General features: G+C 37.4%; 11 protein-coding genes. 5 read left to right on the top strand and 6 right to left on the bottom strand.

Annotation, left to right across the window (positions count from 1 at the left end; all coding sequences use genetic code 11):
- Nucleotides 1–10: 10 nt before the first annotated feature.
- The gene (locus HU137_RS01800; protein WP_182042095.1) at nucleotides 11–1,756 is read right to left on the bottom strand and encodes an SUMF1/EgtB/PvdO family nonheme iron enzyme; all 1,746 of its coding nucleotides are present in this window, start codon (nucleotides 1,754–1,756) and stop codon (nucleotides 11–13) included.
- A 158-nt stretch (nucleotides 1,757–1,914) separates the two neighbouring features.
- Between HU137_RS01800 and porU the strand changes: the two genes are divergently transcribed.
- Nucleotides 1,915–5,790 carry a type IX secretion system sortase PorU gene (porU, locus tag HU137_RS01795; RefSeq protein ID WP_182042094.1) on the top strand — a complete coding sequence of 1,292 codons (3,876 nt, stop codon included), beginning with the start codon at nucleotides 1,915–1,917 and terminating at the stop codon, nucleotides 5,788–5,790.
- A gap of 10 nt (nucleotides 5,791–5,800) precedes the next feature.
- A complete protein-coding gene (gene porV, locus HU137_RS01790) occupies nucleotides 5,801–6,982 on the top strand; it encodes a type IX secretion system outer membrane channel protein PorV (protein WP_246361466.1) in 1,182 nt (393 codons plus the stop codon).
- A gap of 438 nt (nucleotides 6,983–7,420) precedes the next feature.
- Here the strand turns inward: porV and HU137_RS01785 are convergent, their stop codons facing one another.
- Nucleotides 7,421–9,652: an inorganic phosphate transporter gene (locus tag HU137_RS01785; RefSeq protein WP_182042093.1), complete on the bottom strand. Its 2,232-nt coding sequence runs from the start codon at nucleotides 9,650–9,652 to the stop codon at nucleotides 7,421–7,423.
- Nucleotides 9,653–9,861: 209 nt separating this feature from the next.
- Here HU137_RS01785 and HU137_RS01780 point away from each other — a divergent pair, with 209 nt between their 5' ends.
- Together HU137_RS01780 and HU137_RS01775 are read left to right on the top strand one after the other, a co-directional pair.
- On the top strand, nucleotides 9,862–10,506 hold the full coding sequence (locus HU137_RS01780; protein WP_182042092.1) for a DUF47 domain-containing protein: 645 nt from the start codon (nucleotides 9,862–9,864) through the stop codon (nucleotides 10,504–10,506).
- Nucleotides 10,507–10,525: 19 nt separating this feature from the next.
- Entirely contained in the window at nucleotides 10,526–11,590 is a 1,065-nt protein-coding gene (locus HU137_RS01775; RefSeq protein WP_182042091.1) for an inorganic phosphate transporter, read from the top strand.
- Between the two features lie 17 nt (nucleotides 11,591–11,607).
- On the opposite strand, the gene HU137_RS01770 is transcribed toward HU137_RS01775, so the two are convergent.
- The 4 genes from HU137_RS01770 to HU137_RS01755 form a co-directional block, all read right to left on the bottom strand.
- A complete protein-coding gene (locus HU137_RS01770; RefSeq protein ID WP_182042090.1) occupies nucleotides 11,608–12,222 on the bottom strand; it encodes a hypothetical protein in 615 nt (204 codons plus the stop codon).
- Between the two features lie 48 nt (nucleotides 12,223–12,270).
- Nucleotides 12,271–13,065 carry an SDR family oxidoreductase gene (locus HU137_RS01765; protein ID WP_182042089.1) on the bottom strand — a complete coding sequence of 265 codons (795 nt, stop codon included), beginning with the start codon at nucleotides 13,063–13,065 and terminating at the stop codon, nucleotides 12,271–12,273.
- The gene (locus HU137_RS01760; protein ID WP_182042088.1) at nucleotides 13,066–13,419 is read right to left on the bottom strand and encodes a hypothetical protein; all 354 of its coding nucleotides are present in this window, start codon (nucleotides 13,417–13,419) and stop codon (nucleotides 13,066–13,068) included. It abuts the gene before it with no gap.
- Nucleotides 13,420–13,615: 196 nt separating this feature from the next.
- Nucleotides 13,616–14,488: a ChaN family lipoprotein gene (locus HU137_RS01755; protein WP_182042087.1), complete on the bottom strand. Its 873-nt coding sequence runs from the start codon at nucleotides 14,486–14,488 to the stop codon at nucleotides 13,616–13,618.
- A gap of 165 nt (nucleotides 14,489–14,653) precedes the next feature.
- Between HU137_RS01755 and HU137_RS01750 the strand changes: the two genes are divergently transcribed.
- Complete coding sequence (locus tag HU137_RS01750; protein ID WP_182042086.1) at nucleotides 14,654–15,085, top strand: universal stress protein; 432 nt, start codon at nucleotides 14,654–14,656, stop codon at nucleotides 15,083–15,085.
- The last annotated feature ends 4 nt before the right edge of the window (nucleotides 15,086–15,089 follow it).

Genomic DNA, 15,089 nt, shown 5'->3' with positions numbered 1-15,089 from the left:
TTCAAATGAATTATTTCGTTCCAGATTTGGATCTTTTTGACTCAAATGAACCTTGGTAATCTTGCGCAACTCGGAATCCGATCCAACTGTTTGCTTCTGCTTGATGCAAGAATCTTCTCTGTCCAGCATCTAACCAATAGATAGGGTCTTTCCAAGAACCACCTTTTACTACACGAACTTCGTCGCTGATATTGGAAGTTCTTTGTTCATCATCTTTTTCAAGGATGATACGACCTTTTTCATCTACGTAGAATCTTCTTTTAGGAGCGTTGTACATTTCGTCAGTAGAACTTCCAGATGTTCCACCTCCCATCATAGCCAGTACAGATGAATCGCCTGAAGCAGAGTCTGTAGTTGGAACTTCGACGATGTTTCCAAGTGAGTCCATCATAGTGGTTGCAAAACCTTCGTCAAAATACTCATCTTCCGGTCTTGGGTTTAATGATGACATACGGTCACCATCTCTGTAGTTGATGTTGTTTTGGTCAACTTGTTTTTTGTATTTCCCAGGTAAAGATTTGTAGGCCAATTTCCCATTGTTTAAGGTGTCAAATTCTACATCATCTTCATATTTCTCAAAACCTCCGTTTTCATTGTCAATGGTCGTTTCATACACATTTCCACGGAAATAGTTAAAGTCACTTGCTTCTTCATCGATGATCGGACGGTATACATCAGCTGTCCATTCCGCAACGTTTCCATACATTCCATAGACTCCGAATTCATTGGATTGGAATTTTTTCACATCACTTGTGATTGCTGAACCGTCATTTCCGTATCCACCGATTCCGGAATAGTCACCACGACCCACTTTGAAGTTGGCCATATACTGACCGCGTGCACGTCCTTTCTCACCTCTTAATTCATTTTGAACTACCGGTTTTCCTTCATATTCGTTGTATTCTCTGTCAGCAGGAAGCGCAAGAGCAGCATATTCCCATTCCGTTTCCGTAGGTAAACGGAAAGGACTTACGTCAAGAGCAGCAGTCGCACGGTTTGCTTTTTGGATGCGTTGATTGGTTGATTTGATCATGTTTTGTTTGGCCAATCTCGTCGTATCGATTGCTTCTTTTACGTTACTGTCACTGTTTTTGTAAGATTCAGCATCAAAATATTTTGAACCGTAGTTGTATTCTTCGTTTGAATAATAATCTTTGCTTAAAATTCCTTTGTCCATCAAAGCTTTTTCGTTTGCTCTGTCAGTTAACCAATCACAGTAGTTACTTGCTTGAAGCCAAGTAACACCTACAACGGGATAATAACTGAACTCAGTAGAAAACAAATAAGTTTCATTGTCAAAATCATTTCTAGACAATTTGTTGTTGAACACTTCAGTATCTGGAACAGATCCTTCATAGATGTGTTTGTATTGTTCTTCCTCTGGAGGGAAAACAACTTTTAACCAAGTCAAATACTCGCGGTACTGATAATTGGTAATTTCGGTTTCACCGATGTAGAAAGAACGAACTTGCATACGTTTTGGGGTGTTGTTCCAATCCCGCATCACATCATCCTTAACCAATCCCATGGTAAACGAACCACCTTCTATAAACACCATTCCTGGCCAAGCTTTCACTTTTGGTTTTTTCTTCCCACTGAAAAACCAACCTTTCTGGTCATTGGGCTTCCATCCGGTTGTACTGGTGAACTTTTTTGTTCCACCACCTTTTTTCCTGCCACCTCCGTGACCTGTACAACTGACTACCGTAACCGAAATAGCTACTAAAAGAATTGCTAAAATCCTACCCTTGTTCATATTATAATATGTGTTGTTTCAATTAATTTTTCGAAAAACGATTTGCAAAGAAAATAAATTCTTGCGAATTCGACAACTTTACTCTGCCTATCTTTAACGAGCTTAATCTTTTTTTATTGTGAGATAGAATATATTTGTCAAAATATCGTTTAGACAACATGAAAAAATATTTGCTTTTTCTTCTGTTTTTATCTCTATTGAATTCAAGTGCCCAAACCGTTCGCATCGAATGGCAAGGAGTGAAGAGCCATGAAAAAGGGCCGGACAACATCAGCCGACTCCCTTTCTTCTCAAATCCAGGGTATTCAGCACGTGAAAATTTGCCTAGATACAGCTATTCGGAAGAGACCGATGGATGGAAAAATATTTCGATTCAAAATATCCAATTTGAAAACCTTTCTGCCAATGAACGTGGTGAATTGAATGTAGAAAAAATCCCCAATCAATTAGAGTATAAAGCAAAAGTAAGTCAAGCCGGAGGCCGTTTTTTTGTTTCTGTGAGCATGATTCCATTTGTCAAAGAAAATAATCAAATCAAAAAAGTCACTTCCTTTCAGATTGTTTCTCAAGCCGGAAAGAGTTCTGATATGGGGACAGATGATGTTTTTGATCCAGCTACGACATCTGCTTTGCGTAGTGGGAATTGGTATAAAATCAGGGTGGCAAAATCTGGTGTTTTCAGATTGGACAAATCCTTTTTTGATGCCAATGGAATTCCGACCAACTTTAATCCGCTTACCTTAAAGATTTATGGAAACGGTGGGAAACAACTGAATGAGAATCCTGGAGATTTCCGATATGGAGCGCTTCAAGAAAATGCCATCCAATTTATAGGAGAGGAAGATGGAAGTTTTGACAATGGAGATTTCATCCTTTTTTATGCGCAAGGACCACATGATTGGTTTAGATTGCCAGATTCTACGTTAGAAAACCTTCGACATAAATTCAATCAATATGCTGACCATGCTTATTATTTCATCACATTTGGTGGAAATGAAGGAAAAAGAGTTCAAGACCAATCCATAGAGGGAAATCCGGTTCAAACATTTTCACAATATGATGATTACCAGTTTTATGAGAAAGATTCCTTAAGTGTCAATCAAGTAGGGAAACAATGGGTAGGTGAGTCCTTTAACGTCGAGCCAAGTCAAAGTTTTACACTCAACGGTAATGGAGCTGCTTCAGGGACTGTATATGCGCTTTGTCAGATGATCGGGAAAAATGCTGCGAATGTGAATTTTAATGTCTCAGTCAATGGCGTATCTGCAGGAAGTCAAAGTTTTTCAGGTGGAGATTTTGTTTCTAGAGCTACAAATGAATCAATTGCCACTTCCGGAAATACTTTTAATTTTACTGTGACGTCCAATAATAGTTCCAATCCGGCTTCCTTTGTTTTTCTGGATTATTTGGAAGTGCGGTACCGTGCCAATTTGAATTTTAATGGAACCCAAATGAATTTCCGTCAATTGCAAAATCTAAACGATGGAAGTGTCTATGGATTTGCGTTGTCTGGGGCATCAAAGGTTTGGAACATTTCAGACCATACTACTGCAATGAATGTAACAAATGCTGGTGGTATTTTTAAATACCAATCCAATAGTCCTTATTTTTTAAACGAATTTGTTGCCTTTAATGAGGCTGCGGCTTTTACAGAAATTGAATTTGTAGGAAATGTCGCCAATCAAAATTTACGGTCCTATACCGATGTCGAATATGTCATCGTCGCCCATCCCAATTTTTTAAGTGAAGCCTCTCGTTTGGCCAATTTCAGAATCATGAACGATGGTGTCAAAGCAATTGTCGTAACAACAGATCAAGTTTACAATGATTTCTCCTCTGGTGCACCTGATATTTCAGCGATCCGCGACTTTTTTAAACATCTACGAGATACCGGAAATCCATTGAAGTATGTGTTGATGATGGGTGGAGCTTCTTTTGATTATAAAGATCGTGTAGTGGACAATACAAATTACGTTCCGGCTTATATCAGTTTTAATTCAGCCAATTTGGACGCTTCTTTTGTGTCGGACGATTTTTTTGCAATGTTGGATGATACAGATGTGCTTTTGGGGAATGTAAGGCAGGCGGTTGAATATGAAACCAGTAATTCCAACGAGATGGACATCGCCATTGGGCGTATGCCGGCGCATAGTCTTGAAGAAGCCAAATTGATGGTGGACAAAACCTTAGCTTACTATGAGAAACTGACGGGGCAAGGAAGTTCATTTGGTGATTGGAAAACCAGATTTTTATTGATAGTAGATGATGATTTGTCTGGGTCTGTTCCATTTCACGCCAATATTGAAAACTCCTCTGCAACTTTCATTGAAAATAATATCAGTTATGCAACTTTGAGAAAAGGCTATTTGGATTCTTTTGTTGAAGAAAGCACATCTGCCGGTCCTCGTTATCCTCAAGTCAACCAAATCATAGGAAATGGATTTAATTTAGGGACAGCACTGATCGTTTATTTCGGACATGGAGGCCCGAGGAGTTGGTCGCAAGAAAGGGTGATCACCTATGAAGAAATCAATAATTTCTCTAATTTTTCTGGACTATACTCCCGACTTCCTGTGGTCATGACCATCACATGTGAATTTACCGTTTGGGATTTAAATTATTTGCCATCGGCTGGAGTTTATATGTACAAAGCACCCCAGGGTGGTGCCTCTGCGATGTTGACGACCAGCCGACCGGTTGGAACTTATTTCGGTGGTGTATTCAATGAAAACGTGATCGAAGAAGTTTTGGAAGTTCAGGGAGACCAATATCAATCTCTTGGACAGGCTTTGACCAATGCAAAAGTAATGGATAGTTCTGGTTATAATTTGAGTGTTAACCTTTTAGGTGATCCCATGATGAGCATCGCCAGACCGCCAAGGCAAATCAAAATTACCAAAATCAATGGAGAAGATGCCGATACTTTTGACGGAGTTTTACGTGCGATGGACTTTGTCGAAATCGAAGGTGAAGTGCTAGATGAAAATGGAACCATGCGCGACAATTCCTTTAATGGAAAAGCAAATGGAGTGCTTTTTGATAAACCGGTGAACAAATCTACTTTGAACAATAACGGTTGGGGTACTTCTGTAACGCCGCAAGTGATGGACTATCAAGAACAAATCAATTCAATCTTTAAAGGTGGAACCAACGTGACTTATGGTCAATTTAAATTCCAATTTTATATCCCAAAAGATATCAACTACGAAATTGGTGATGGGAAATTTACGGTTTATGCGCATAATAATGTCATCGATGGTGTAACGACCAAAACCGTAAAAGTCGGTGATCAAAATCCGGAAGGACTCAATGATGATGACGGCCCTACAATCGGTTTGTACATGAACAATCTAAACTTTGTAGATGGCGGAATCACCAACCGAAATCCTTATTTGTTGGCATGTTTAGTGGACAGTTCGGGAATCAATACGAGTGGAATTGCCATAGGTCACGATATAACGGGAGTTTTGGACCAAAATGTAGAAGGAACTTATGTGTTGAACGAATATTATGAAGGAGGCGACAATAATCCTTGTACCAACCCTCAAGTACTCGATTACCAAAAAGGACAAGTGATGTACAGGTTGAATAGTTTGGAGTTAGGAAATCATCAAATCGTATTCAAAGCTTGGGATATCAACAATAATTCCTCTGAGCAAACGTTAGATTTCGTAGTGATGGAAGAAGGCTCGGATCATATTCACATCGAAAAATTATTGAACTGGCCCAACCCTTTTACCAATCAGACCTATTTTCATTTTGAGCACAATTGTGATACAGAATTGGAAGTCATGGTTCAGATTTTTACCATTTCAGGAAAATTGGTCAAAACCATTCGCCAAACTGTTTCAGCAGAGCCTTGGCGAGAAGGATACAGGACGGGAAGATTTGCAATTCCATGGGATGGATTGGATGATTTTGGTGACAAAATAGGAAAAGGTGTGTATATTTACCGCGTCACAGCGAGGGGGGTAAATCCGGAGACCTGCAAAGGATCCGCAACAGCAATAGAAAAATTAGTGATATTAAAATAATTAATTAAAGATGATGATAAAGAAAATTTCGATGGGATGTCTTATGCTGGCTTCAGCGATGGCATTTGCACAAGAAGAGCAGCCTAACCCTGTTCTAACCGGTGCGCCGTTTTTACGCGTATCTCCAGACGCCCGTTCAGGCGCATTGGGTGATATGGGGGCGGCAACTTCAACAGACGCATTTTCACAATATTGGAACCCGGCTAAATATGCTTTCAGTAAAAGTTATTCTGGTGTAGCGGTTTCCTATACACCTTATATGAGTAGCATTACAGATGACGTATTTTTATTAAATGCTTCGTTTTACACCTTTTTGGGACAAGAAGAAAGAAGTACGTTGTCCGCGAGTTTGTATTATTTCAACATCGGTGAAATCGATTTGACCGAATTAGTCGGAACCCAAATTGTAAATACCGGGATTGCAAAACCCAACGAATTTGCCTTTGATTTGTCTTATGGATTGAGATTGTCAGATACTTATTCCATGGCGGTTACAGGTCGTTTCATCCGTTCCGATTTGTTTAACAACATAGACGACGGAACTGTTCAACCTGCCAATACCTTTGCAGTAGACGTTTCCGGTTTTTATCAGACGCCGAGACATAGCTTTAGCAATTTTGAAGGACGCGCAAGAGCCGGATTCAACATCAGCAACATCGGTCCGAAATTGGATTATTCCAACTCTGAGGACAACGCCGCTTATTTGCCTACGAATTTAAGAATCGGTGCTGGATATGACTTTATTTTGGACGAATATAACACCGTTGCCGTAACGCTTGAAGCCAATAAACTTCTCGTACCAACTCCGCAATATGAAACGGATAGCACAGGGGCTGAAGTGCCAGGGTCTAGATACATTCCAAACAAAGGTGTAGTAGAAGGAATGTTCTCTTCATTTGGGGATGCTCCGGGAGGATTTGGCGAAGAAATGAAAGAATTCACTTGGGGAGCTTCTGCTGAATATTCCTACAATGACGTTTTATTTGTACGTGGTGGTTATTTCCATGAAAGCCCTATGAAAGGAGACAGACAGCATGTTACGCTGGGAGCAGGTTTGAAATACAATGCTTTCGGGCTGGATTTCTCTTATTTGATTCCGATGTCTGATACCAATAATGCGCTTGAAAATACCCTTCGTTTTGCCCTTACTTGGGAATTTGGAGGTGAAACCAATAACAACTGGGATTATTAATTTCTGTTATACGAATTGGAAATGCCTGATCGAGTGATTGATCAGGCATTTTTTTATGATTCTATTTCTGAACTTTCAAATTCAACTTGATTGATAATTATTTGGTTACGTCAGTTCGAGTGTTTTTTGTGTAATGAAATGAAACAAAAAATGTATCGAGAACTTTTAACTTGAGTTCGATTAATCTTTAGGATTCAGAACGTTTTAAAATAGAGAGATACAACTGAAATCTTTAGTGTATTAAACTGATTTTTTTCGTTAAAATACTCGATTTAACTAAGCTATGCCTGCGTTTTTTGCCTTGAAATTCTCAAAATTTCTATGCCATTTTATATCGACTTAGCTATATCTGTAGAAATTTAAATACAATTTATTTTGGTTGTAATTGCAAAAAATAAAGTGAGAATAAACACTCTCAAAAACCTAAATCAATTCAGCTTATTTAAAATAAATTTTAGCAATCCGCATCAACACAGCTTGTATGTCACGGCTTTGTAAGAAAATAGCGGTTTGGAAAACGCTTTGTTTTACACCTAAATTATTTTTCTGGATGTCTATGATTTGTTCATCCAAAAAGTTGTTGATGAACTTTCTAACCTCGTTTCTGACTTCTGAAATTTCTTTTAGCGAAGCAGTATCAGGTTCGTTCAAAGCTTGAGTAATTTGGTCAAAAAGCAAATGCATTTTCCCTTCCATTTCTTTTGCGGTGAGGATAAAGCTCTCAGTAGGAGGGTTGTGCAGGTTTTTGACATAACTTAAACTGTCCTCGGAAATCTGAACCAAAGATTGGAGTAAATCTTGAACCAAATCCGGACTGTAAATCAAAACTTCAATTGGTTTTCTATCTTCCGTTTGTAAATTTCGGATGAGTTTGATGTTTTTATTGCGCATTTTATTGGCGTAGTCCTCTAAGTCTTTTACCGTTTTTAGCGCTTCTTTTAATTTCTTTTTGTCGCTGGACTTTAATCCGGTAAATATTTGAGAATAAGCTTGTTGTATGTCAGTTATGATTCTGGAGGTTTTCAATTGATTTTTCATTAAAATGTCCATGTCTGACTCGTCCAAATCCAAAAGTTTGTTTTTATTTTCTTTGGCTCTTTTTTCTTTTTTATTAAAAGAAACATGGGAAAAAATGATGTAAACCAACACAACTAAAACCAAAATAATCGTTCCGATCATTCCACCTTTATAAAGGATTAACGCAAATATTCCCGCAACGCTAAAAGCAATGAATGCGGTGATAAACCATCCTCCGATTACACTCATTACACCGGCAACTCTGTAAACAGCACTGTCTCTACCCCAAGCTTTATCAGCAAGTGAACTTCCCATTGCCACCATAAAAGAAACATAAGTAGTGGAAAGTGGAAGTTTTAAAGAAGTTGCCCAAGCGATCAAAATAGAAGCAATGATCAAATTGGAAGAAGCTCTCACCAAATCAAATGCCGGAAACTCTTGGGTTTTGGTCGCTTTTTTTAATTTGCTTTTTTCAAAACTGACATTGTATCGATTGCGGAAACGCGTTGGAACCAATAGGTTGAAGAAATTTCCAATCCTCATGGAAGTTGTCACGATATTTCTGGAAACTTCGTTAGGTCTGAATCGTTCTTCTCCTTCATCTTGTCTTCCTAAGTTTACCTCTGTTTCTGTTACTTTTTTTGCTTTTGCACTCAACCAAATCGTCAATGCCATCACAATTCCAGCAATGAGCAACATATAATTGGGTACGATTACATCGCTACTGGCCAAATAATCTTGGTACAAACTTTCTGGAGCAACGCCAGAAGCACTCCAATTTTCATACGCCAAAAATCCGGTAATAGGAACCCCGATGAAATTCACCAAATCATTTCCTGCAAACGCCATGGCCAATGAAAAAGTTCCGGCCAATACCACAACTCTTAATGGATTGACTTTCCAAAATTTTTGAAGAATAAAACTGATCAAAAAGTTAATGAAAAATAATGCGATAAGGAGGATGATGGTATGTTCGTCGATAAATGATTTTGTCTCTGAAGACAATAAAGTCGTTCCTTTTAATCCTTTGATTAACAAGAAATAAACAATGGATGTTAGTCCGAGTCCGGCGTAAATAGAACCATATTTATTTAAATTTTTGGCATATTGAAAGGTAAATGCCAATCTCGTAAAATAATGGATGACAATACCTGCGGTGAAAGCAATAATTATGGAGAGGAAAATACCTGACACAATAGACCCCGTACTCTCGAAATTGATGAATTTAAAAGCATCAGAAATGACACCGTTCTGATCAATCGTAATCAAAAGACCTGCCATCAACGCTGCTCCAAGTAATTCAAAAACAATGGAAACCGTTGTGGAAGTAGGAAGGCCAAGTGTGTTGAAAATGTCGAGCAAAACGATATCCGTTAACATCACGGCCAGAAAAACAATGAGTATTTTGTCAAATGTAAAAAATTGGGGATGGAAAATCCCTTTTCTTGCAATTTCCATGATTCCACTGGAAAAAAGCGACCCCAAAATGATACCGGCGATAGCCGTTAAAATGATCACTTTGTAAGGCGCAACTTTTGATCCGATGGCTGAATTTAAAAAATTTACGGCATCATTACTCACCCCAACGATCAAATCGGAAATGGCAAGAATGAATAACAATACGACGATGAAAATGATAAAGGATGTTTCCATTTTTAAAAGTACCAATAAATTTTTTGCAATTTTACGACCAACTCAACTTATATTTAAATAAAATTCAAATTCATAACCTTAATTTAAATAAAAGGACATCTATTTATATTGTCTAAATTTAAGTCAAATGAATTAATATTGAATATAAGTTAAATTAACTTTAATTTAATATTGAGATAGCGATATTTGCAACCAATTAAAAAATAATTATGTCGTTGAATAGTTTTCTACAATTTCTAGTGCCAAAGGATAAAAAGTTCTTCCCTTTATTTCATCAACATGCCAAAATTTTAGTTGAAATGGCTTCAACGCTTCATGAAGCGGTAAATGTAAAAGCCGAAGATCGGGAAAAATATTTCACAAAAATTGGAAAATTAGAAGAAGAAAGTGAAAAGTTGACCCATAAAATTAATTTTGAGCTGAGTAAAAATTTCTTGACGCCATTTGACCGCGAGGATATTTATGCTTTGACCAGTAAAATGAATGAAGTGACCGACTTTATCGATGCTAGTGCAAGCAGAATGAAACTTTATCAGGTCGAAAAAGTGAAAAAATCCATCCGGAAAATTACCGAAGCAAATCTAGAAGCTTGTGAAAATATTCAAAAAGCGATAGAAGCATTGGAAGGATTTAAAGATTCAAAAACCGTAATCAAATGTTGTGAGCGAATCAATAAATTGGAAAATAAAGTGGACAATATCTACGACAAAGAAATCTTTGACATTTTTAATGAAAACGAAAATGTAAAAGAAATCATCAAGTACAAAGAAGTATTTTCTGCTTTGGAAACCACGACTGACAAATGCAAATACGTTGCAGATGTGCTGGAAGGAATTTCTGTAAAACACTCCTAAATTTTATTATTTCAACAGAATGGATACTCAACTGATACTGCTGATTGTGATCATCGTTTTGGCATTGGCTTTTGACTTTATAAATGGTTTTCACGATGCTGCCAATTCCATCGCAACCATTGTCGCAACACGTGTTTTAACACCTTTTCAAGCCGTTTTATGGGCTGCATCTTTTAATTTTGCAGCTTATTTTATTTCCAAATATTGGATCGGCGAATTTAAAATTGGAAATACCATCGCCAAAACGGTCAATGAACAATTCATTACACTTGAAGTCATTCTCGCCGGAATCATTGCGGCGATCATTTGGAACTTATTGACATGGTGGTTTGGGATTCCTTCTTCTTCCTCACATACCTTAATCGGTGGATTTATGGGAGCAGCGATAGCACATGCCGGAGCTTTTGCAGAAAATGGTCAAGACGTCATCAATTATGTAAAAGTGATTCCTATTTTTCTTTGTATTTTCCTTGCGCCCATGATCGGGATGTTCATAGCCTATTTTCTCACGATTCTCATCATGAACATTTGTAGGCGGTCTAACCATAAAAAGGCGGAAAACTGGTTTCGTAGATTGCAATTGGTCTCCTCGGCTTTGTTCAGTTTAGGTCACGGAGGTAACGATGCGCAGAAAGTTATGGGAATCATAGGTGCAGCGGTTATATTTTATCATGTGCAAGCAGGACATCAAGACTGGATCACCTCTGAAAATCAATTCAATTATTTTGTGGACCAATGGGGTTGGGTACCATTTGTTTCATTCTTAGTGATAGGTTTGGGAACGATGTCCGGCGGATGGAAAATCGTCAAAACCATGGGTACCAAAATCACAAAAGTTACTCCGCTTGAAGGTGTTGCTGCCGAAACCTCCGGCGCAATGACACTTTATATCATGGAATATTTGGGGATTCCGGTTTCTACTACCCATACGATTACGGGTTCCATCATCGGAGTTGGAATTACGAAAAGAGTTTCAGCTGTAAGATGGGGCGTAACGATTAATTTGCTCTGGGCTTGGATTTTGACCATCCCGGTTTCAGCTTTGATCGCTGCGTTGATTTATTATTTTATTAGGTTGTTTTAAAGTTTATTTCGAATAAATTACTCTTCGTTGTATCTTTTCTCTAAGCCTTTTTGATAATCTTTAAAAGTATTTAAGACTTGGTCATTTGCTTCATTTAAAGAATTTTCTTCTACTAAATCAATGATCATTTTGCTCAATTCGAATTGATTTTTATTTGGATAATTTAATGGATTGATTTCTCTAAAAGTATGATCTGAAAAGAGAATTTGAAAATAATAACACATTCCATCTAGCATCATAAAATTTGGATCAAATTGATAATCCTTTTCTGATAAAGAGTTGATTTTTTGGATAATCGGATTGATTTGATCATCAGAGAGTTTCGAGTGATAAGGGACGATTGTATAATGATTTTCAAAATATAAATTATTTTGTTTTTCAGGTATATTTTGATTGTATTCTGAACGCCATAATTCTTCATAAGAATAGGGAGAAGCATTATAAAATAAAATATACTTTTCATTAAAATTAATGAGAATTTCTCCTGGTTGGTTAAAAGAAGGATATAAACCTAGTTTTATGAATATGGGTTGGGTTTTTGAATGATCAATTTCAATTTTCTTCTTTGGTTTAGTATTTTGACAACTCCAAAATATGACGAAAATAAAAAATAGAGCGGGTAATTTTTTCATGTAAAGAAAGTTTCCATTTTCAAACGAAAAATAATTTGAAATAGTTCATCACCTCACCTGACTTTTCATGATTACTTTATGAAGCAATTTTGGAAAAAACCGTTTGAGATAAACCGCTTTGGCTTCTTTTCCACCGATGTACACTTCAAATTTCTCTTTTTCAATCGCTCGAATCATCCGTTTCGTAAAATCTTTTACATCCAGTCCTTCTTCCGTTTTTTTGTCTTGTTGACGGTAAATAGAACCATCGCCCATCACTGCATTTCGCGTGACATCTGTGTTGACAAATCCGGGACAGATAATCGTTACCTTAATTTGGTCTTTTTCATGTTCCATTCGCAAAACATCAAAAAATCCATGAAGCGCATGTTTGGCGGCGCAATATCCTGACCGATAAGGCGAACCGAATTTCCCCATCACACTGGATATCACCACAAAAGTTCCGGTTTGGTTTTGCTTGAAATGCGGAAGAATGGATTTCGTCAGCGCCACTGTACCGAGATAATCCACATTCATCAATTTTTGGTCGACTTCAATCTCTGTTTCTGCAATCAATGAACGCTGACTGAGGCCGCCACAATGGATCAAAACATCTATTTTCCCAAAAGCCTCGACTGCTTCATTTCCTTTGGGTTTTAAAAGCTCAATTTTTTCTAAATCAAGTGGTAAAACAACGGCATCAGAGGTGAATTTTTGACATTCGGTTTTGACTTCATCTAGTTTTTCAAGATTTCGGGAAGAAAGAATAAGTTTGCAATTCCTTTTGGCCAAATTCAAAGCCAATTGTTTCCCGATTCCGCTTGAAGCACCGGTAATCCAGACGATTTTATTTTCTAAATTCATTTATCTTACTTCAATTTGTTTGGGGCCTTTTACGATGATTTCCGGTTTTCCTTTGTATAAAACCAATTTCCCTTTGACACAGATTTGTTTTTCTTTTAAAAATTCTTCCGGTTGATAGTCAAAGTTTTTCCAATCATCATGGAAAATCGCCACGACCAATTTCGCATCTGGATAATCCGCTCCTAAATTCAATAAAATAACAGGTTTTTCACCTTTCGTGACGTGAGATCCATAAACATAATCACAATACCTGACTTGTTTGTCGACATATTGCGTTAAGTCCGCTTCGTTTAGATTTTCTTGCGCCGATGTAAGTCCACACAAGATGAATGTCAATAGTACAATTGGTTTCATATTACTTATGGTTTGGATTAGGGCTACTAAAGATAATCAATAAATTGCAATTCTTCCTCTCTTTTTTTAGATAAAAATGCCGCATATAAGAGCGATTGGTTTTCCACGTGTCCGAAATCTTTATTATTTCTTCTCGGGATTGGACATTTTAGCGTTCTTACTAAAGTTCCCCTCCTTTGGAGGGGTTGGGGGAAGATTAATAGGTTTTGGTCATATCTGCAGGAAACACCAAATTGTATTCTGTCGGAATAAAATCTTCTTTTGGAACGGGAAGTCCATCATCTTCCGATTCGAAAACTGAAATCACCGCAATTTTCAATTCGGGATGGATTTTTTTCAGGTACCAATAAATTCCCCCATATTGTTTGCTGTGAAAATCTCCGTTATAATGAAGAAACAATTGTCCTTTTTGATAGTTATCTGCAATGGACTCGGCCATCGTAGCATCTTTCACCGCTTGAGCCGCAATGAAATTCATCACCATTGAACCAGCATGATCACCCATCATTTCTTTCATTTCAGGATAGCCCGGCGTGTCCAAAGTAACTTCCACCGGCAATTGCATCATCCATGCTTTTTCCTTTGCAGTAACCGTATTCAAACTATCCAATCCTTTTTTTGCCACAATGGAAGCATAGCGTCGCGGAATGTTGGTTGCGATAAATTTTAGCTTTTTTTCTTTTGCGAAATCGACCAATGGTTTATAATCTGTATTGAAATTGTTCCACAAACGCATGGAATCTTTCAGTACTTTTTCATCCAATTCTCCATTTAAATAATCCGATAACTGAGACTGGTTGTCACGTTCAAACATTTCAGCGCCTAGGATCAAACGGTTTTGCTTTCTGGCATACAGCGCTTCTGTTAAACGCAATTGCAGCCAATGATTGATGGAATTATTATGGTGTTCACCAAAAAATACGATGTCGTAATTGGCCAAATCATTCACCATTTTTTCAAATTTCACCGTTTTTCCTTTTTTATTGTACAATTGATAAGGAAGGGTTTCTTGAGAAATACCAAATGAAAGGCAGGAGAAAAAGAAGAATATTGCAGCAAGAGATTTCATAAAATTCAAATATTTGATTGGATACAAAAAAACGTCAGAACCATCAAATTGCCAAATGATTAGAGAAAATATTTCTCATGTTAATAAAATCAATTTTTGGAAAAAATTGGAGAGAATTCTCATCAAAATCCTTAAATTTAAAAGAATTCTAAAAATGAAAGAGAAATGAAAAAAGCATTGGTAACGGTTGATTTTAAAGGAAATGGACAGAAAGTTTTGACAGCCGCAAAAAATTGGGCAAAGGCTTTTGACGGTAAAATCATTTTGTTGAATGTAGATCCGATTGAGTTGGACAATCGTTCTTTGGAAATAGAGCCGGTCATGGCGCATCATGCTGATGATATCAAACATCAAATCCTTTTGCGCCTCAAAGCGATAGAAGATGAACTAAATGAAGCAGCCATTCCATTTCGGCATGTTTTAAAATCCGGCACGCCACATGAAAAAATTTTGGAAGTTGCAGAGGACGAAAACATCGATGTGATTTTTATGGGGCTGAACAAACACTCGGCGGCTTATCGGTTTTTAATTGGAAGTGTTGCTGATCAAGTAATCAAAAAATCAAAAATTCCGATGATGTTGATTCCAAACGAATAAAAAA

The organism is Moheibacter lacus (assembly GCF_014042165.1).
Classification (GTDB): Bacteria; Bacteroidota; Bacteroidia; order Flavobacteriales; family Weeksellaceae; genus Moheibacter; species Moheibacter lacus.
This window is presented reverse-complemented; position numbering and strand designations above follow the sequence as displayed.